Genomic DNA, 17975 nt, shown 5'->3' with positions numbered 1-17975 from the left:
TAGGCGTTGTTCTGACGGGATAAGGTCCTTCGCTGCGCTCAGGATGACAACGATTTTGACTTTCTAAACAGCTTCATTATTTCCGCAGCCGCTGAGGTCAATGCGGTATCATAAAAATTATACGGAGAAGCTCTCGCCACAGCCGCACTCGCGTGAGGCATTGGGGTTGTTGAACTGAAAACCCTTGCCATTGAGGCCGTCGGAGAAATCCAACTCGGTGCCCGCCAGGTAGAGGAAACTTTTCATATCGACCACCACCCGTACGCCTTTGTCCTCGAATTCCTGGTCCATGGGGCGTACCTCGTTGTCGAAATCCAGCTTGTAGCTCAAGCCGGAACAGCCGCCGCCCGCCACCGAAGCGCGCAGGCGGTAGGTTTCGTCCAGATGCGCGTCGGTCATGAGGCGCGATACTTTTTCTTTGGCTTTATCAGAAACGGTAATCATGGCAGTAGGAGCGGGGAGGGTCCAGGTCAATAGCTAGACGAATGCGGGTGCAATTTAGACAAATTATAAACAAGCAAGCGAAAAGCTTTGTTCATTCGCCTGCCAAAATCCGCAAGCAAGCGCTACGAGCTCGGGTTGAGCACCACACTGAACACGGTAATCGTGTTCAGGTCACGACCGAAATAGAGCTTATCCAGCGCCTCGTATGCATTGTGCGCCCGGAAGTAAGATGTGTGTAGTTCCTTGTCGCCCCGCGTGCGCCACTGTACGGTATAGGAGCTCTCGGTGTCGCGGAAACGCTTCACGTACTCCAGCATCTTTTGCAGGCATTCGACCTGGTCCCGGCCGGTTTCGTAGCGAAACAGAAAGCGCTGCTGGTGCCGTGGGTTCACGGTAATCAAGTCGAGCCGGGTTTGGCCTTCCAATTCCCGAAACTCAAATTGCAACAGCTCCGGCGCCAAGCCCAGGTATTGCCGGATTTCGCGCTCCAGCCGGGCTATTTCAAATTCGTCCATCGTTCAATGAAGAATGAGAAATGAAGAATGAGGAATGAAGGACCGGCCGAACAGCCAGTGCCTCATTCCTCATTCTTCATTTCTCCTCAAAAACTAGTGGTGCGCCAGTTCCAAAGCGGGCAAACCATTTTTCACGCGGTAGTCAGAAATAGCCGACTTAATGGCATCTTCGGCCAGCACCGAACAGTGGATTTTCACGGGCGGCAAGGCCAGCTCTTCCACAATTTCCATGTTGTCGATGGCCAGGGCCTCGTCAACCGTTTTACCTTTCAGCCACTCCGTAGCCAGCGACGACGAGGCGATGGCCGAGCCGCAACCGAAGGTCTTGAATTTGGCGTCGGTGATGGTGTTGGTGGCTTCGTCCACCTCAATTTGCAGGCGCATCACGTCGCCGCACTCAGGGGCACCCACCAAGCCGGTGCCCACGTTTTTCTTGCTTTTGTCCAGCGTGCCCACGTTGCGGGGGTTGCTGTAGTGGTCGATTACTTTATCGGAGTAAGCCATGTTGCTTCGCTTGAATTAATAATGAAGAATGAAGAATGAGGAATTGAAGCAAATGAGGCGTCAGAAACAATTCTTCATTCCTCATTCTTCATTCCTCATTAAATTAATGTTCCGCCCACTCGATTTTGCTCAAGTCGACGCCCTCCTTGAACATCTCCCACAGGGGCGACATTTCGCGGAGCTTGGTCACGGCTTCTTTTACGTGGTTGATGGCGTAATCGATTTGCTCGTCGGTGGTAAAGCGGCTCAGGCCGAAACGCAGGCTGCTGTGAGCCAAGTCGTCGCTCAGGCCCAGGGCCTTGAGGACGTAGCTGGGCTCCAGCGAAGCCGAAGTGCAGGCCGAGCCGGAAGATACGGCCAAATCCTTCACGCCCATCATCAGGCCTTCGCCTTCTACGTACTTGAAGCTGATGTTGGTGACGTGGGGCAGGCGGTGCTCCACCGAGCCGTTCACGTAGCTTTCTTCCAGCGTGGTGAGCTCTTTCTCGAGGCGGTCGCGCAGGGCGCTCAGGCGCGCGGTGTCGGCGTCCATCTCGAGGCGGGCCAGCTCGCAGGCCTTGCCCAAGCCCACAATACCGGGCACGTTGAGGGTGCCGGAGCGCATGCCACGCTCGTGGCCACCGCCGTCCATCTGGGCAGTCACCTTCACGCGCGGGTTTTTGCGACGCACGTAGAGCGCACCCACGCCTTTCGGGCCATACATTTTGTGGGCCGTGAAGGCCATGATATCGATGCCATCGGCAATAACGTCGACCGGAATTTTGCCCACGGCCTGGGTGCCGTCCGTCATGAACAGGGCGCCGTGCTTGTGGGCAATTTTGGCGATTTCGCGGATGGGCTGAATGGTGCCCGTCTCGTTGTTGCCGTACATGATGGTGACCAGAATGGTCTCCGGCGTCATGGCCGCCTCCAACTCCTCCAGGCTGATAAGGCCTTTCTCATCGACCGGCAGGTAGGTGACGCGGCCCCCCAGCTTCTCGATGTGCTTACAGGTGTCGAGCACAGCTTTGTGCTCGGTGGTGGCGGTGATGATGTGGTTGCCCTTCTGGCTATACATCTCGAACACGCCCTTGATGCCCAGATTGTCCGACTCGGTAGCGCCCGACGTGAAGATGATTTCCTTGGAATCGCAGTTGATGAGCTTCGAAATCTGCTCGCGGGCGTAGTCCACGGCTTCTTCGGCGGCCCAGCCAAAGGGATGGTTCCGCGAAGCGGCGTTGCCGAATACTTCGGTCAGATAAGGCATCATGGCCTCCAGCACCCGCGGGTCGAGGGGCGTGGTGGCGTTGTTGTCGAGATAAATAGGGAGCTTAAGCATTGCGCGCAGCAGTAGTGACAAATGGTAAACCAGCGAATGGCCGATACCCGCCTAGAACACGGTTCGGGGGCAATCAGTTTTCTTTGGTGCTACAAAAGTAGATACAATCTAAATAAGGAAATGCGCCGACCACTGATGAAGCTGCAAAACACTTGGTCGGGCGGCTGTTTTTCCTTGCCAAATGGCTTTTCGCCCCCTCGTTTTCTATGCTTACCAACCTCGAACACCTCGGCTTAGCCGTGCACGACCTCGAAGCCGCCACTGACCTCTACGCTACACTGCTCGGGGCTGGGCCTTACAAAAAGGAGCATGTGGCCAGCGAAGCCGTGGACACCGTTTTCTTCCAGGTCGGCGGCTCGAAGATTGAGTTGCTGGCCGGCACCTCGCCGGACAGCGCCATCACAAAATTCCTGGCCGGGAAGCCCGAGGGCATTCACCACGTCGCGTTCGAGGTCGATGATATCCGGGCTGAAATGGCGCGGCTGCGTGCGGAAGGCTTCGTTCTATTAAACGAAGAGCCCAAGTCGGGGGCCGACAATAAGCTCGTGTGCTTTGTGCACCCTAAAAGTGCGGCCGGCGTATTGGTGGAGCTTTGCCAGACCACAGATTTAGCGGATTTTAACGGATAGAACGGATTTTTGTGGTTCCGCTTCTCGATTGTTTTCAGACCTTCGTTGTCTTAAATGTCGTTGTTGTTCAAGATGAATTTTGAACGAGTGGGACCACAAAAAATCCGTTCTATCCGTTAAAATCCGCTAAATCTGTGGTCTATGAACCGTTTTCAACAAGAAGTAGAAGCTGCTGTTGATGCCCTGCTACTCCAGCAAGTCATTCTCTACCCCACCGATACCGTGTGGGGTGTGGGCTGCGATGCCGAAGCGCCGCCGGCCGTGCAGGCGCTCTATAAGCTGAAGGGCCGCGAAGCCGGCAAGCCCTGCATTGTGCTGGTGGCCGATTTGGCCATGCTGAAGCGCTACGCCGCCAAAGTACCCGTCGAGCTGGAGGCCATGCTGGCCGCCGACACGCGCCCGACCACTTACATCCTTCCCGCAAGCCGGGCGGTGGCGAAGGAACTGGTGGCGCCTGATGGCACTGTGGGCCTGCGCGTGGTGAAGGACGAATTCTGCCATAAAGTGGTGCGGCGGCTGGGCCACGGACTGGTATCGACTTCGGCCAATAAAGCCGGCGAGCCGACCCCGGCGGTGTATTCAGAAGTGGATGCGGCCATTGTGCGCGGGGCCGACCACGTAGTAAACTGGCGGCAGGACGATACGACCCGCACCGCGCCCTCGCGGGTGGTGCGGCTGGGCGAGGGCGGCCAGCTGGAAGTGGTGCGCGAGTAGGCCGTAACGCAAAGTAGCGCGAACTTTGTAGTTCGCGTCCCCGCGCCGTTTCAACGATTGACGTTCCGGGACGCGAACTACAAAGTTCGCGCTACTATGAATACGCCCCAATTACCTGAATTGCCCATTTTCCGCACCATTGCCGAAGCGGCAGCCGAGCTGAAGCAGCCGGCCTACGTCATTGGCGGCTATGTGCGGGACTTGGCGCTGGGCCGCGACAGCAAGGACATCGACGTGGTGACCGTGGGCGACGGCATTGCCTTGGCGCAGGCCGTGGGCGCCAAGCTCAAAGGCCGGGGCCGGGTGCAGGTGTTCAAGAACTTCGGCACGGCCATGCTGCCGACCAAAGAGGCCGGCGACATTGAGTTTGTGGGAGCCCGCAAGGAGAGCTACCGCGCCGAAAGTCGCAAGCCCGAAGTAGAAGCCGGTACGCTGGACGAGGATTTGGCCCGCCGCGACTTCACCATCAACGCGTTGGGCCTGAGCTTGAACCCGGAAAACTTTGGGGAGCTGGTGGACCGCTACGGGGGCATGAAAGACCTGGCCAGCAAGACCATTCGCACGCCGCTGGGGCCGGACGTGACGTTTTCGGACGACCCGCTGCGCATGATGCGCGCCGTGCGCTTTGCCTCGCAGCTCAACTTTGATATTGAGCCCGATACCTTCGACGCCATTATTCGGAATAAGGAACGGATAAAAATTGTGTCGCAGGAACGGATTACCGTCGAGCTGAACAAGATTATCGAGTCGCCCACGCCGAGCTACGGGTTCAAGCTGCTGTTTCAGACGGGGCTGTTGCACCTCATCTTTCCGAAGATGGCGCAGCTGCACGGCGTGGAAAAAGTAGGCAACCACGCCCACAAGGACAATTTCTACCACACGCTGCAGGTGCTGGACAACGTGGCCAACGCCGGCGGCGACCTGTGGTTGCGCTGGGCCGCCGTGCTGCACGACATTGCCAAGCCCGCCACCAAGCGCTACTTCCCCAAAGTGGGCTGGACGTTTCACGGCCACGAGGACAAGGGCGCCCGCTGGGTGCCCCAGATTTTTACGGACCTGAAATTGCCCCTGGGCGAGGAGATGCGCATGGTGCAAAAGCTGGTGCGGCTGCACCTGCGCCCCATCGCGCTGGTGAAGGAAACCGTGACCGACTCGGCGGTGCGCCGGCTGTTGTTTGAGGCCGGCGAGGACATTGACCGGCTGATGCTGCTGTGCCGGGCCGACATTACCAGCAAGGACCACGACCGCAAGGTGCGCTACCTGCGCAACTTCGAGCAGGTGGAGGAAAAGCTGAAGGAAGTGGAAGAAAAAGACCACCTGCGCAGCTTCCGCCCGGTCATCACCGGCGAAATCATTATGAGCACCTTTGGCCTAAAGCCTTCGCGTACAGTAGGTGAGTTGAAAGAGGCCGTGATGGAAGCTATTCTCGACGGCGTTATTAAAAACGAGTTGGAGCCAGCCCTGGCCTTCCTGTTGCAGCAGGGGGCAGCCAAAGGACTGGCTCCAGAAGGAGGCGTCGTTCACTCACCAAACTAAGCCTGACTTCTTGTTGTTTTCGGAGGCATAGATGCCGAATGGGGCATTGAAGTTGCCTATAATTAATTTGGTAACAAAGAAATATTTTGGGCTATAGCCGCTTGATGCTGGAAGGGCCGGTGGCGTCCACGTCCACGCTCTTGGGTTTGCCGCTGTAGGCAATTTCGCTGGCTCCCACGGCGTCGCCTTTGATGCGCTCCGTCACGTTGAGGCGGGCCTTGCACACGCCGGCCACGTTCACCACGGCCGAGCGGGTTTGGAGCGTGGCCCCGGCCAGCTCGCAGGCGCCGGCGGCTTCCAGGTTCAGCTCGTCGGCGTGGCCGGTGGCGGTGGTGCGGCAGGCGCCGGCCTGCTCCAAGCGCAAGGTGCCGTAGTTGCCGTTGAGGCGCAGGTGGCTGGCGCCGGACTGCTCTACGCGCAGCTCATCCTGGCGCTCGAAGCCGCCGAGGTCGGCGTGCACGGCCCCGGCCAGCTCCAGGCGCTCGATGGCGGGTAGGGTGATGGCGATGAGCACCTTGCTTTGGGCGCGGCCCCAGTTGCCGCCGAAGAACGAGTTGCTGCTGTTGCGGGGTTTGATGACCAGCTCGTCGCCATCTAGTTCGGCCCGCACGTCGTTGAGGGCGCTGTTGTCACCGCCGGCTTCAATCTTGAAGGCGTCGCCGCGGCGCACCACCACGTGGTAGCCGCCCACCACGCTCACCCGGTTGAAGCCGGTTTGCTCGAAGGTGCGGCGGTCGGAGCCGTAGCTGTTGAGGTCGGTGTCGAAGGACGGAGCCCCCCCGTAGTTGAGGTTAATGCCGCTTTTGTCGCTGTCCTCGTCGCTGCTATCGCCTTCGTCGTTGCTGTTGTCGTCGCTGTCGTATTGTTCGTCGGACTGGTCGTCTTCGTCGCGGCCCAATTCCTTGGCGGTGCAGCCAATGCACTCCAGCTTGTTGCCGCGCAAGCGGTAGCGGTGCTGCTCAGGGTCTTCGGGGCGGCGGTTATTCACAAAGTTGTCATCGTCGAGCAAGTCATAAGCAAAGCTGCGGCTAATGCGGAAGGTGCGGTCGCGGGGCAGGCGCAGGGTCACGGTCAGTTCCTGCTTGCGGTACCGGGCGTCGGGCAGGAAGGAAAAATGGTCGTCCAACACCAGCGAAGAATCGCCGCTGGGCCGGATGGTGTAGTCGATGCTGGTGAGGGCGTTGCGCCGGGCCACTTCTTCGCTGGGGCCTTTCGAGCCCATGGTGCGCAGCACTTCCAGCACTTTGCCGCTATCGACGGCGGCGATGTTCAGGTCGACGTGTTGCTCCCATTGGCGGTCTACGCGGCGCGCGTCAAGCCTTACCACCGGCGTGATGATGTTCGGGTAGCGCTCCAATTGCTCCACCTGGGCATCGTACTGGTACTCGCGGCTTTGCTGCGCAAAGGCCATGGCCACGCCCACCAGGCTCAGCAGCCACAGCCCCAGCAGCGACAAGCTCACGGTGCGGGGCATAATGGAGTGACGGAACAAGAGGTTCAGGCCTCCCAGCAGCAGCGACAAAGCCGGAATGCCAAAGGCCAGGAAGCCGGCCAGCAGCCCCCAGGTTGGGATGCCGTTCAGCATCACGTGGGCCGGCGCATCGCCCAGCACAATGTTCTGCGAATGAGGCAGCAGGCCAATGCCCGCGCCCAGCCCAATGGCGAGTGCCACCAAACAGCCAAACCCAATGATGGTGAGCAAGATGCCCGCAAACACCCGAATGGCCGAGCCCACAAAGTTCACGGCCGGGCGCAGGGTGCGGGCGGCGTCTTCCACGAAAGCGCCCACGGGACGGTTGGTGGTGGCGGGGCCGTCGGCAAAGGCGTTGTTGCGCACGCTGCTATCGAAGCTTTCCAGGGTGATGGCGTCGCCGCGCATACGCAGCTTGTCCGAGACCGTTTTGGCCTCGGGCAAGACTACCCAAAGAATGATGTAGAGCAGGAAGGTGAAGCCCCCGGCAAACAGGCCGGCCAGCAGCAGCACCCGCACCAGCGTCACATCGATGTTGAAGTAGGCGGCCAGGCCGGCCGCTACGCCGGCTACTTTGCCGCTGCCGGTGTCACGAAACAGGCGGCGGCCAGCCAGTGGGCCCGTGCTCAGCAGAGCTTCGGTGGGCGCGGGCGCGTCGTAGCGCTTGGGCAGCACTATCCACAGCACGATGTAGAGGGCAATGGCCCAGCCGCCAACGTTGCCATTGAAGTGGCGGAAGGGGTTGTTGTCAAACACAAACCACAGGGCGTGCGTGAAAAAACCGAACAGCACAAAGCCCAGGCGCACCCACAGCGGGTTAATGGCAAAATACTGAGCAATGCCGGCGGCTACCCCCGCAATCTTGCGGTTGGCCATGTCGCGGTACAGGCGCTTGGGCTCGGTGGCGGCAGCCGCCGCAGCGGTGGCGGTTCCGGCGCTGGCCGTCGTGCTGCTGCTACTGCCAAAACCAGCCGAAGCATTGGCCGTGGTACCGGCAAAGCTGCCGGCGTCGGCGGTGGTTTCGTCGTCCTCGTCGGCATCGGGAGCGAAGTCGCTCACGCGGCCCATCTTGGCCGTCATGGCGTTCACATCGTCGAGCGAAATGACCTGCTGCATGGGCGAGAGGCGGGCCGAAAACAGCTCGGCAATGCGGCCCTCGATGTCGGACACGATGTCCTCGTGGCCGCGGTAGTTGGCAAAGTGGGCTTTCACCTCGGCCAGGTAGCGGCTGAGAACCTCGAAACCATCTTCTTCGATGTGGAAGATGATGCCCTGTAAGTTGATACTGATGTTCTTTTTCATCTGAAAGAAGGCCGAACGGGCCGATTGAATGCTGGTGAGTGAAGCAGAAAAGAAGGAGTGGGGCTACTAGCGGCTGTCACCCGGTGGCCGGCTGTGGCGGATGATGCCCACCGAAGTGGCCATTTCCTCCCAGGTGTCGCGCAGTTCATCAAGAAACTGGCGGCCGGAATCGGTGAGGGTGTAGTATTTGCGGGGTGGGCCGCTGGTGCTTTCTTTCCAGACATAGTCGAGCAAGGCGGCATTTTTCAGGCGGGTTAGCAAGGGGTAGAGCGTGCCCTCCACCACAATCATGCGGGCCGAAGTCAGCTCCTCCAGCATGTCGGAGGCGTAGGCTTCGCCGCGGGCGATGATTTCCAGGATGCAGAACTCAAGGATTCCCTTGCGCATCTGAACCTGGGTGTTCTCGAGTTTCATGGGCGTTTCGAATTACTAGTGGGTGAGAAACAGTACAAATGTATGGTAGGTACTTTGTAACGCAAGGTACTGGATATAAAATTTAGCCATGGTGGGTGAATTATTTTTTTATTTGCTGATAATCAGCCAGAAAAATTTTATTTGAATTTGCTTAGCCTGTTCCACGAGTAGGCACGGACGACACCCAAGCCGGAAATGAGCTGTCAATTGGGAGCCGATGCCCTTAAGTACTTCGCTGCTGTGGTTTCGCTCATCGAGGCCGAGGAATGTTTCCCCGCCCGCCCAAGAGGATTTATTGGCCCGAAATTGGTGGGCACCGGCGCACTATAATGAAGTAACTTGCGTTTCGTCCGCGCAAAACTTTAGCTTCCTTTCGTCTATGTCCCAATTTTCCTCTGCTGCCCGCGGGCTGCTTCTACTCGGTGCCTCGGCCGTATTGGCCCTGCCCGTGGCCGCCCAATCGACCAAAACGCCCAAGTACAGCAACGAATTTCTCAACCTCGGCGTGGGCGCCCGGGCCCTGGGCATGGGCAAAGTGCAGGTGGCCCTGGCCAACGACGCCACCGCCGGCTACTGGAATCCCGCGGGCTTGGTCAACCAAACCCACAAATACGACGGCGTGCTGATGCACTCGGAACTGTTTTCGGGGGTGGTGAAAAACGACTACGGCGCGTTCTCCATGCCGCTGGACGACAAAAGCAGCATCGGGGTAAGCGTGATGCGCTTAGGTGTCGACAACATTGCCGATACCCGCAGCCTCATCAACGAGTACGGTCAGATTAACTACGACAAGATTGAGTACTTCTCGGTGGCCGACTATGCGCTGCTGCTTTCCTATGCCCGCAAAATCGGGAACGTGGAAGGACTGAGCGTGGGCGCCAACGGCAAACTTATTTACCGCAACATCGGCAAGTTTGCGCACGGCTACGGCTTCGGCATCGACGCCGGCGTGCAGTACAACCGCAAGGGCTGGAACCTGGCCCTGATGGCCCGCGACGTGACCACCACGTTCACGCAGTGGAGCATCAACGGCGACGAATACCTCAAGGGCATCAACAGCACCTACGCCAACACCGCCGACGGCATCCCGACCAACAGCGCCGAAATTACGCTGCCGCGCTTCGTGCTGGGCGTCGGCCGCCGCATCGAGCTGCCCAAGCAATTCACCGCCCTGGTAGCGGTGGACCTGGAAACCACCACCGACGGCGAGCGGGGCACGCCCATTTCGACCAAAGCGGTGAGCGTGGACCCGCGCGGCGGCCTGGAAATTGGCTACCGAAACCTGGTATTTTTGCGCGGTGGCGCCGGCAACTTCCAAAAAATCAGCAGCGTAGTCGACCAATCCATGCAGTGGAAAGGGCAGTACAGCTTCGGCGCGGGCGTGGCCATCAGCGGCCTGCGCGTTGACCTGGCCCTTTCGCGCCTGGCCGTTGAGAAACTGGGCAGCACTTCCCAAACCAACTCGCTCATCGTGTCGTTGGGCTACGGGTTTAAATAGGGGGTGGCCCGGAGCAAAACGCTGTTCCTTTTTACGTTGTAAAATTGTGCGTTAGAAATAGAATTATAGACCTTTCCATTATGAAACACCAAAACTACCACAGGTTACGAGGGAATTGGGGAGGATGGCTGCTGCTGCTGAGCTTGCTGCTGAGCGGCCTTGGGGTGCAGGCGCAGTCCGGGCCCGTTGGCAACGAATGGATTGTGCCCGGCCAGCAGTACTACAAAATCAAAATTGTGCGGGACGGCCTGTACAAGCTCGACTATCAGTACTTAACACAGGCGGGCATCAGCGGCGTAGCGCCCAGCCAGCTCCAGATTTGGCGGCGTGGGCAGGAACTGGCCCGGTACGTGGGCGGCAATACCGCCACCCTGGACCCCACCACGTTCGTCGAGTTTTATGCTACTCACAACGACGGCCGGCTGGACGTCGGACTCTATAAACAACCCCAGGACCAGCCCCATCAGCTGCTGAACTTCTACACCGACACGGCCAGCTACTTCATTACCTGGAGCGTGGGGGCCGCCGCCCGGCCCGGCCGCGCCATGGCCCAGCCCACGGCGGCGGGCGGGGCGGTGCAGCCCTACCGGTTGGCGTCGGCGCTGTATCTGCACTACCGCGATTTCAAGGACCGTAGCTATGACATCCAGAATCCTTCGGTGTACCTGCCATGGATAGAGCCGGGAGAGGGCTTCTTTTGGATTATAACGGCTGACCGCCAGTCTGATAACCCAGCAAATGAGTCTGCGCAATCCTTTAACGCAGCTGATTCTACCCTGCGCAGCATTTCTTCGCTAGGACCAGCGCCCACTGTCGAAGTCGGCGTGTTTGGCGTGACGGAAGCGCAGCATTTTACCGAAGTCTCGGTTGTTCCGCCCTCGGGGCCACAACGTGTGCTGGGCGTTATTCAATATTCGGGCTATACGCGGGGAATTCGGACGTTTCCGGTTCAGCGGTCTGATTTCAATAGTGCCGGCAAGTTGGTAGTGCGGGTAAAAACGCAGGGCGCAGTGGTGGGGCGCGATTTTTTTGCCCTGACCTACGTGCGCGTCGTGACCCCTCAAAAGAGCCGCTGGTTTCCGGACCGCAGCTCTACTTACTTCAAAAATGACTCGCTGCTCGCGGGCCCGGCCACGTACGAACTCGATTCAATTCCGGCCAGCGTGGTCGGGTTTGACGTGCACGATTTCAACAACGTGCAGCGCATTGTGAGCACGGCCGGTGCGGGCAACGCCCGGCGCTTTGTGTTCCCGGGGGCCACTGGGGTTTCGCATAAGCTGGCCCTGGCCGATGAAGCCCACCTGCTGGTGCCGCCGCTTCGGGCACAACGCATCTACTTCCGCCAGATAAATCCGGCCACCCCCAACTTCATCATCATCACACACCCACTGCTGATGAAGCCGGCGCCCGGAACCACCAACGCGGCGAAAGCTTATGCCTCCTACCGCGCCAACCCCGGACCGGGCGTGACGCGCTACGACACGCTGCTGGTGACCACTTTCCAACTCTACGACCAATTCAACTACGGCGACCGGTCGTGGCTGGCCATGCGGCGGTTTGGACGTTGGATGGCCGCCGCTACGCCCAACGCTACCAACCGCTATTTGCTGCTGCTGGGCAAGGGCATTGTGCCCGCACTTGGCGAGACGATATACCGGTACAATGGGGAACAACAGGATTTGGTCCCGACAGCCAGTCGTTCGGTTTCGGATAATATGATTACGGCCGACTTTGAGAATAACGACTTTTCAGCCAAGCTGAATACCGGCCGCCTGACGGTGCTGACGCCCGCTCAGATAATGGCCTACCTGGGCAAACTGCAGCAATATGATAGGCTAGGCGACCAAACCTGGCGCAAAAACGTGCTGCACCTCGTGGGCGGCTCTACGCCGGCGGAAGGTGTACGCTTTCGGAACTACATGGATGCGTATAAGCAGCACGTGGAGCGCCCGCTGTTTGGCGGCAAGGTGACGACGGTGGAACGCAATACCAGCAGCACCGCGCTGTATACGAGCCTCAACATTGACAATTACCTTACCTCCGGACTAGGCCTTATCAGCTATTTTGGCCATGGCTCTAATACGACCCTGGGAATTGACTTAGGCAGGGTAGATGGGCCCGACTACAGCAACCCCAACGGCAAATACCCGGTGATGTTATACAACGGCTGCGCTGCCGGCCATCTGTATACCGCAGGGAACCCCACTTTTTTTGAGAATTGGCTCTTTACACCCGGGAAGGGCTCGATTGGGGCAATGGGCCAGTACAATATCAGCTACGAAGACGTGCTGGACCCTCCGGCGGATACCCTGTACCATCTGCTGTTCAACAACCCGCAGTGGTACGGCAAACCCATCACGGCCGTGTACAATGAAGCGGTGCGCCGCCTACAGCAAGTGCCCAATACCGCCAGCCACTACAACCCCTTCTATGGAATGACCGATGTGCGGGCGGTGGAAACGCTGCTATGCACCATCTGGCATGGCGACCCCACCATCTCGCTGTATGCGCCGCCCAAGCCGGATTTCCAGGTGAGCAACGCGACGCTTAACATCGTGCCGGCCCCCGGCCAGACCACCGTAAGCGCCACCTCAACCAGCTTCCAGCTCAACATCGGGATGACTAATCCCGGCAAGGTGACTTATGACAGCGTGGAAGTGCGCGTGACCCGGACCTACGACCCACGGTTTAATACCACCACGCCCCCTGCGCAGCCGAGTGTAAGGACCTATAAGTTTGCGCAGGCCCTGCAGGGCAACGCTACGTACTCGGTGCTGCTGCCCAATCCGGTTGGCGTCAATGTGTTTGGCATCAATACCTTTCTGGTAGAACTGGACTACGCCAATAAGGTGGATGAAAGCAACGAGAACAATAACTCGGCTACCATCACTTACACCTTCCTGCGCAGCGGCCTGACCATTCTCAACCCGACGGAATTTGCCATTGTGGGCAACAACCGCCCCAACCTGGTGGTCCAGACCAACGACCCCAACGGCCCGCAGCGCGTGTACGAGTTTGAGGCCGACACAACGACGAATTTCTCCAGCCGCATTAAGATGCAGTCGGGTCCGGTAACGAGCACCCTAACGGCCAGTTGGCGCCCGACGCTACCATCAGTGGGCCGCGACAGCGTGGTGTGGTACTGGCGCGTGCGCTTCCAGACCCCGGCCGCCGATGAAGACCCCAACTGGCTGGTTAGCTCGTTCCGCATCATTCAGGGCCGCAACGCGGGTGGATGGTCGCAGAGCCACTACGCCCAGTTTCGGCGCGACGACCGCCAGGGAGTGGAAGTAGCCGTGCCCACCGGGCGTTGGGATTTCAGCCCGCAGAAGCTGCCCCTGCGCCTGCGCACCCAGGGCGGCGGCCAAGCTGGTGCGCAGCCAACCTTTGGCGTCGGCATCGGCTACGGCATTTTCACCAACTCGTCGGTGGCGCCCACGGTGGCCAACTGCGGCATCTATTCCAACAACCTGATGATAGCCGTGTACGACGAGCACACCCTGCAGCCCATCACGGGACTGCCGGCGCCGTACACGTGTGGGCTGGCTCCGCAACAGTTCTACATGTTTGCCAATGCAGCCAGTCCCCTCGATACCGTGAACACCCTGAACGGCAGTGCTGCACGCCGGGCCGAACTGGTAGCTTTCCTGTCTGCGGTGCCCGATGGGGCCTACGTGGCCGTGATAAGCATGAACCGCCTGCGCTGGGCCAGCCTGACCACGGTCAGGGCCGCTTTCACCACCATGCTGGGCTCGCAGCTCATCAACCAGCTCCAGAACGGTGCCCCTTTCACTTTGCTTGCGCAGAAGCGGGCCAGCGGCGGTCGCCTCATCCGGGAGCTGGGCCCGCAAGTGGTGGCGCCCACCATTCCGCCCTACGACCAAATCATCAGCATGAGTGATACCCTGCAAGCGCCTTCCACCAACGGCGTTATCACCTCGACGCGCATTGGTCCGGCCCAAAGCTGGGATAAGCTCTACCATTGGATAAAGCGCGAGCCGGGCGCCACCAGCAACTTTACGCTGAAGGTAATTGGCATTTCGGCCAACAACCAGTCGACCGTGCTGGCCACCGTGCCGGCCAACTCGGGCCGGAGCGGCTTCGCGCTGAACACCATTTCGGCTGCCAACTATCCCTACCTGCAGCTGCAGCTGACCCTGAAGGACTCGCTGCGCCACACCGCGCCGCAGCTCAAGGAGTGGTTTGTGACCTACCAGGGCGTACCCGAAGGCGTGGTGCGCCGTGACCTGGTGACGCCCAGCACCGCCTACGACGCGGCTACGCTGACTGCCCAGGCCCAGACGACCGGCAAGCTCAAAATTCCGGTGGTGTTTCAGAACGTGACACCTTTTGACTTTGGTACGCCACTACGGGCTAAAGTGGAAGTGCGCAACTCAGTTGGTACCGCCCTGACGCCGGTGTACGTAAATGCGCCGAGCCAGCTTATGGGGGACTCGACCATCACCATTAATGCGGAGGTGCCGTTTGTCGGCAATTTCGACCCCCAAGGCTTCACGGCCAAGGTGACGGTAAACCCGACGCCGAATGCGCTGCCGGAAATCAACCTGTTCAACAACGAGCTCAACATTGGGCTTTTCCCGGTCGTTGACATGAACGTGCCGCCGGTGCTGGACGTGGCTTTCGACGGCCGCCACATTCTCAACGGCGAGCTGGTGTCGCCCCGCCCGGTCATCATCATTCAGCTCAACGACGAGGACAAGCTGCGCCACATCACCGACCGTTCGGCGTTTGTGGTCACGCTCCGCAAGCCTGGTGCCAACAGCACCGCCACCCTAGTAGACCTCAATAGCAACGAAGTGCAGTTCAGCACGGATATTACCAACGGCAGCGTGGCCAAGCTCACCTACGAGCCCGGCAAAACCAAGCCGCTCGACGATGGCGTGTACACGCTGCGGGTGCAGGGCCGCGACCCCAGCAACACGACTGCCGGGGCGCAGGACTTCCAGGTAAATTTCGAAGTAGTGAATGCTTCCCAAATCACCAACGTGTACCCGTATCCGAACCCGGTCATCAACAAGGCGCGCTTTGTGTTCACGCTCACCGGCCAACAGCTGCCGCGCAACATGAAAATCCAGATTCTGAGCCTCACCGGGCGCGTGGTGCGCGAGATTTTCATGAACGAGCTGGGCCCGCTGCACATCGGCAACAACATCACCGACTTTGCCTGGGACGGCACCGATACCTACGGCGACCGCCTGGCCAACGGCACCTACCTTTACCGCGTGGCCCTCGACGACGCCGAATCGCAGTTCAGCCACCGCGCCACCTCCGGCGACAAAGCCTTCAAGAACGACTGGGGCAAGCTGGTGCTGATGCGGTAGAACCAGTGGTAATTTGAAAAGCAAAAAGGCAGCCTGGATAGGCTGCCTTTTTGCTGCAATAGTTTGTTGCAATAGCACGTCCTGCTGAGCTTGCCGAAGCATCTCTACCGCGTAAGCAATTCATTTGCTTTTACGGCAGAGATGCTTCGACAAGCTCAGCTGGCCGCCTTTTTTGTGCAGATTGTTCGGCTTGCCGTTTTACCGCCTTCGCAGCGTGACAAAGCTGAAAGCGTAGGCGTGGCGAGCGTCGGGCTCGTGGCGCACGCGGGTTTCTTCGCGCCATTCGGTGGGGCTGAGGGGTGAAAAAAAAGCGTCGCCTTCGAACGCGTGATGCACTTCGGTGAGGTACACGACATCCACGGCGGGCAGGGCTTCACGGTAGATTTCGCCGCCGCCAATCACGCATACGTCGGGGCCCAACTCCTGGGCGCGGGCCAGCGCGGCCAGCACCGATGGCGCGGTTTCGCATCCGTCTGCCGACCAATTGGCCTGTCGGGTGATGACAATATTGGGCCGACCCGGCAGGGGCCGCCCGATGCTGTCGTAGGTGCGGCGTCCCATCAGCACGGGCTTGCCAAATGAGAGTTGCTTGAAGTGCTTGAGGTCGTCGGGGAGGGAGCCCCAGGGCAGTTGGCCCTGATAGCCGATAACGCCATTTTCGGCCACGGCAACAATGATGGAAACCATGCGAGAGAGGTAGGGTGGAGCGGCTATTGTGGTAATGAAATGCTACAGCCGCTTCGCAAGTTAAAGCCCTTCTCCGACCCGGCCTTGCAGCGAGGGCGCTGAGAGGTTAACAGAATCGAGCCCAAACCACCGGGCAGTCACGTCGTTGTTGTGGTGTTGGATGCTGTTGCCGGGGTGAAAAAACAGGTTTTCGCCCAAAATGGAAATGTGCCGCGGCACAATCCCCTCGAACGGCGGCACCACTACCACCCGCTGCCCCAGCCGAACCGCCTCCTGCATTCGGCAAAACCGCGCGTCGTTCTGCGCCCGCCAGGTCGGGGCGTTGCGCAGCCACTCCGTCCAGGCGCTGCGCTCCACCCCCAGCAGCAGCAACACGAAGGTGACCCCCGCCGCCAACCGCTGCAAGCGCGCCAACGTGCGCACCAAAAGGGGCGCCACCCGACGCGGCACCGCGGCCCACAGCACGCCCACCCAGCCGAGAAACAGCCAAAGCCACATAAAGCTCAGGGTGCGGCCCGGCGGCGGGTTCTGGGTAACCAGCGCATGGAAAACGAAGCTGCTGCCCAGGCCCACCAGCAGCACGGCCACGCCACCCGCAAGTGGCAGCCGGAACCCCACGGGCCGCCAATGCCGCGTTCGCACCAGCAGCGGCCCCAGCAACAGGGCCAGCAGCAGCAGCGCCATAATGTGCAGGGGCTGCGCCAGAAAACCCGTAAAAAACTCGGCTGCGTAACGCAAAACGTTGCTGACATTCAAGGAGGCGTGAGGCTGGCTTGCGCCGGAAGGGCCATACATCCGCACCCAGTTGCCGGGCGCCAGCACGGCCACCGTGCCGCCCACCACCGCACTCACCAGCAGCCCGCCCCAACACGCCGCCGCCCGGCCCCGACCTGCCCACCAACTGCAAGCCAGCAGCACGAGCAGCAGCCAAGCCAGCAGCAGCAGAGCTATTTCATTGAGCCCAACCGCCAGTACAGTACTTGCCTGCGCAACGCCATACCAGCCGCGCCGGCCCCAGTCGGTGCCCGCCCGCAAGGCCCGCAGGCCCGCCGCCGGAATAAGCAGCATCAGAATAATGCCCAGCATGTACCCGGTGCCGGCCGTAAACCAATAAAACAGGGGGTAAATGGTAGGCATCCAGGCTAGGGAAAGCAGCAGGAGCAAGGCCGCGCCGCGCCCGGCCGTACCGGAGGAGAGACGCCGGCCGGATAGCTCCCGCAGGTTCAGGTGCAGCACCAGCAGCGTGCTGCCCAGCAGCACCAGCGGCGTGAAGTGCATGCCGCCCACCCAGCCGTAGGTGAGGGGGTTGCTCAGCGTTTGCACCAAGGCCGTGCCGTAGCGCCCGCCCCAGGTAAGGTAAAACACCTTTTGGGCCGGCCACAATCCGTATTGGCGCACCATCAGGGCCATGCCGAAATCGTCCCAGAAGGGTGAGTTGTAGAACGACAGCGCGAAAAAAGGCAGCAGCCCCAGGGCCAGCAACAGCGTGAGGCCCATAGCCCGGTGCTGCACCAGCCAGCGCTTGGCGGGCATGTAGGAAGTATCGGCTTGGGGTACCGGCCGGACGGTAGGGTGGGAGGGGAAGGACATTCAGAGGCTTG

The 17975-nt window shown here is 59.9% G+C and carries 13 protein-coding genes; 5 read left to right on the top strand and 8 right to left on the bottom strand.

Features of this window, described 5'->3' with window-relative positions:
- Positions 1–117: 117 nt before the first annotated feature.
- The 4 genes from JKL48_RS10375 to JKL48_RS10360 all read right to left on the bottom strand — a co-directional run bounded on the left by JKL48_RS10375 (position 118) and on the right by JKL48_RS10360 (position 2781).
- Positions 118–444, bottom strand: coding sequence for a HesB/IscA family protein (locus JKL48_RS10375; RefSeq protein WP_201982096.1), 327 nt, complete (start codon positions 442–444; stop codon positions 118–120).
- A 122-nt stretch (positions 445–566) separates the two neighbouring features.
- Positions 567–959, bottom strand: a complete 393-nt coding sequence (locus JKL48_RS10370) for a hypothetical protein (protein ID WP_201982092.1) — start codon at positions 957–959, stop codon at positions 567–569.
- Positions 960–1052: 93 nt separating this feature from the next.
- A complete protein-coding gene (iscU, locus tag JKL48_RS10365) occupies positions 1053–1463 on the bottom strand; it encodes a Fe-S cluster assembly scaffold IscU (protein WP_035561862.1) in 411 nt (136 codons plus the stop codon).
- Positions 1464–1566: 103 nt separating this feature from the next.
- Entirely contained in the window at positions 1567–2781 is a 1215-nt protein-coding gene (locus JKL48_RS10360) for an IscS subfamily cysteine desulfurase (protein ID WP_201982090.1), read from the bottom strand.
- 206 nt (positions 2782–2987) lie between these two features.
- Here JKL48_RS10360 and mce point away from each other — a divergent pair, with 206 nt between their 5' ends.
- From mce to JKL48_RS10345, 3 genes are all read left to right on the top strand, one after another.
- A complete protein-coding gene (gene mce, locus JKL48_RS10355) occupies positions 2988–3410 on the top strand; it encodes a methylmalonyl-CoA epimerase (RefSeq protein ID WP_201982088.1) in 423 nt (140 codons plus the stop codon).
- Positions 3411–3551: 141 nt separating this feature from the next.
- The gene (locus JKL48_RS10350) at positions 3552–4124 is read left to right on the top strand and encodes an L-threonylcarbamoyladenylate synthase (protein WP_201982087.1); all 573 of its coding nucleotides are present in this window, start codon (positions 3552–3554) and stop codon (positions 4122–4124) included.
- Positions 4125–4220: 96 nt separating this feature from the next.
- Positions 4221–5660, top strand: coding sequence for a CCA tRNA nucleotidyltransferase (locus JKL48_RS10345; RefSeq protein WP_201982086.1), 1440 nt, complete (start codon positions 4221–4223; stop codon positions 5658–5660).
- Positions 5661–5751: 91 nt separating this feature from the next.
- Here the strand turns inward: JKL48_RS10345 and JKL48_RS10340 are convergent, their stop codons facing one another.
- Positions 5752–8433, bottom strand: a complete 2682-nt coding sequence (locus JKL48_RS10340) for a PspC domain-containing protein (RefSeq protein WP_201982085.1) — start codon at positions 8431–8433, stop codon at positions 5752–5754.
- 66 nt (positions 8434–8499) lie between these two features.
- The gene (locus JKL48_RS10335; protein WP_201982084.1) at positions 8500–8847 is read right to left on the bottom strand and encodes a PadR family transcriptional regulator; all 348 of its coding nucleotides are present in this window, start codon (positions 8845–8847) and stop codon (positions 8500–8502) included.
- A gap of 379 nt (positions 8848–9226) precedes the next feature.
- Between JKL48_RS10335 and JKL48_RS10330 the strand changes: the two genes are divergently transcribed.
- Together JKL48_RS10330 and porU2 are read left to right on the top strand one after the other, a co-directional pair.
- Positions 9227–10345 (top strand): putative type IX sorting system protein PorV2, encoded by a 1119-nt coding sequence (locus JKL48_RS10330; RefSeq protein WP_201982083.1) that lies wholly within the window; start codon positions 9227–9229, stop codon positions 10343–10345.
- Positions 10346–10425: 80 nt separating this feature from the next.
- Positions 10426–15687: a putative type IX secretion system sortase PorU2 gene (porU2, locus tag JKL48_RS10325; RefSeq protein ID WP_201982082.1), complete on the top strand. Its 5262-nt coding sequence runs from the start codon at positions 10426–10428 to the stop codon at positions 15685–15687.
- 198 nt (positions 15688–15885) lie between these two features.
- Here porU2 and JKL48_RS10320 read toward each other — a convergent pair whose 3' ends face one another.
- Both JKL48_RS10320 and JKL48_RS10315 read right to left on the bottom strand, forming a co-directional pair.
- Positions 15886–16374, bottom strand: a complete 489-nt coding sequence (locus tag JKL48_RS10320) for a dihydrofolate reductase (RefSeq protein WP_201982081.1) — start codon at positions 16372–16374, stop codon at positions 15886–15888.
- 60 nt (positions 16375–16434) lie between these two features.
- The gene (locus tag JKL48_RS10315) at positions 16435–17964 is read right to left on the bottom strand and encodes a DUF6056 family protein (RefSeq protein ID WP_201982079.1); all 1530 of its coding nucleotides are present in this window, start codon (positions 17962–17964) and stop codon (positions 16435–16437) included.
- Between the last annotated feature and the right edge of the window lie 11 nt (positions 17965–17975).

Source organism: Hymenobacter rubidus (genome assembly GCF_016734815.1).
In the GTDB taxonomy this organism is placed as follows: domain Bacteria; phylum Bacteroidota; class Bacteroidia; order Cytophagales; family Hymenobacteraceae; genus Hymenobacter; species Hymenobacter rubidus.
Note: the sequence above shows the minus strand (reverse complement) of the source record. Positions and strands in the feature narration are given on the sequence as shown.

Bases quoted from the DNA above. Each gene is read 5' to 3' on its own strand.
- JKL48_RS10375 (WP_201982096.1), bottom strand. From the start codon at position 444: ATGATTACCGTTTCTGATAAAGCCAAAGAAAAAGTATCGCGCCTCATG.
- JKL48_RS10370 (WP_201982092.1), bottom strand. From the start codon at position 959: ATGGACGAATTTGAAATAGCCCGGCTGGAGCGCGAAATCCGGCAATAC.
- iscU (WP_035561862.1), bottom strand. From the start codon at position 1,463: ATGGCTTACTCCGATAAAGTAATCGACCACTACAGCAACCCCCGCAAC.
- JKL48_RS10360 (WP_201982090.1), bottom strand. From the start codon at position 2,781: ATGCTTAAGCTCCCTATTTATCTCGACAACAACGCCACCACGCCCCTC.
- mce (WP_201982088.1), top strand. From the start codon at position 2,988: ATGCTTACCAACCTCGAACACCTCGGCTTAGCCGTGCACGACCTCGAA.
- JKL48_RS10350 (WP_201982087.1), top strand. From the start codon at position 3,552: ATGAACCGTTTTCAACAAGAAGTAGAAGCTGCTGTTGATGCCCTGCTA.
- JKL48_RS10345 (WP_201982086.1), top strand. From the start codon at position 4,221: ATGAATACGCCCCAATTACCTGAATTGCCCATTTTCCGCACCATTGCC.
- JKL48_RS10340 (WP_201982085.1), bottom strand. From the start codon at position 8,433: ATGAAAAAGAACATCAGTATCAACTTACAGGGCATCATCTTCCACATC.
- JKL48_RS10335 (WP_201982084.1), bottom strand. From the start codon at position 8,847: ATGAAACTCGAGAACACCCAGGTTCAGATGCGCAAGGGAATCCTTGAG.
- JKL48_RS10330 (WP_201982083.1), top strand. From the start codon at position 9,227: ATGTCCCAATTTTCCTCTGCTGCCCGCGGGCTGCTTCTACTCGGTGCC.
- porU2 (WP_201982082.1), top strand. From the start codon at position 10,426: ATGAAACACCAAAACTACCACAGGTTACGAGGGAATTGGGGAGGATGG.
- JKL48_RS10320 (WP_201982081.1), bottom strand. From the start codon at position 16,374: ATGGTTTCCATCATTGTTGCCGTGGCCGAAAATGGCGTTATCGGCTAT.
- JKL48_RS10315 (WP_201982079.1), bottom strand. From the start codon at position 17,964: ATGTCCTTCCCCTCCCACCCTACCGTCCGGCCGGTACCCCAAGCCGAT.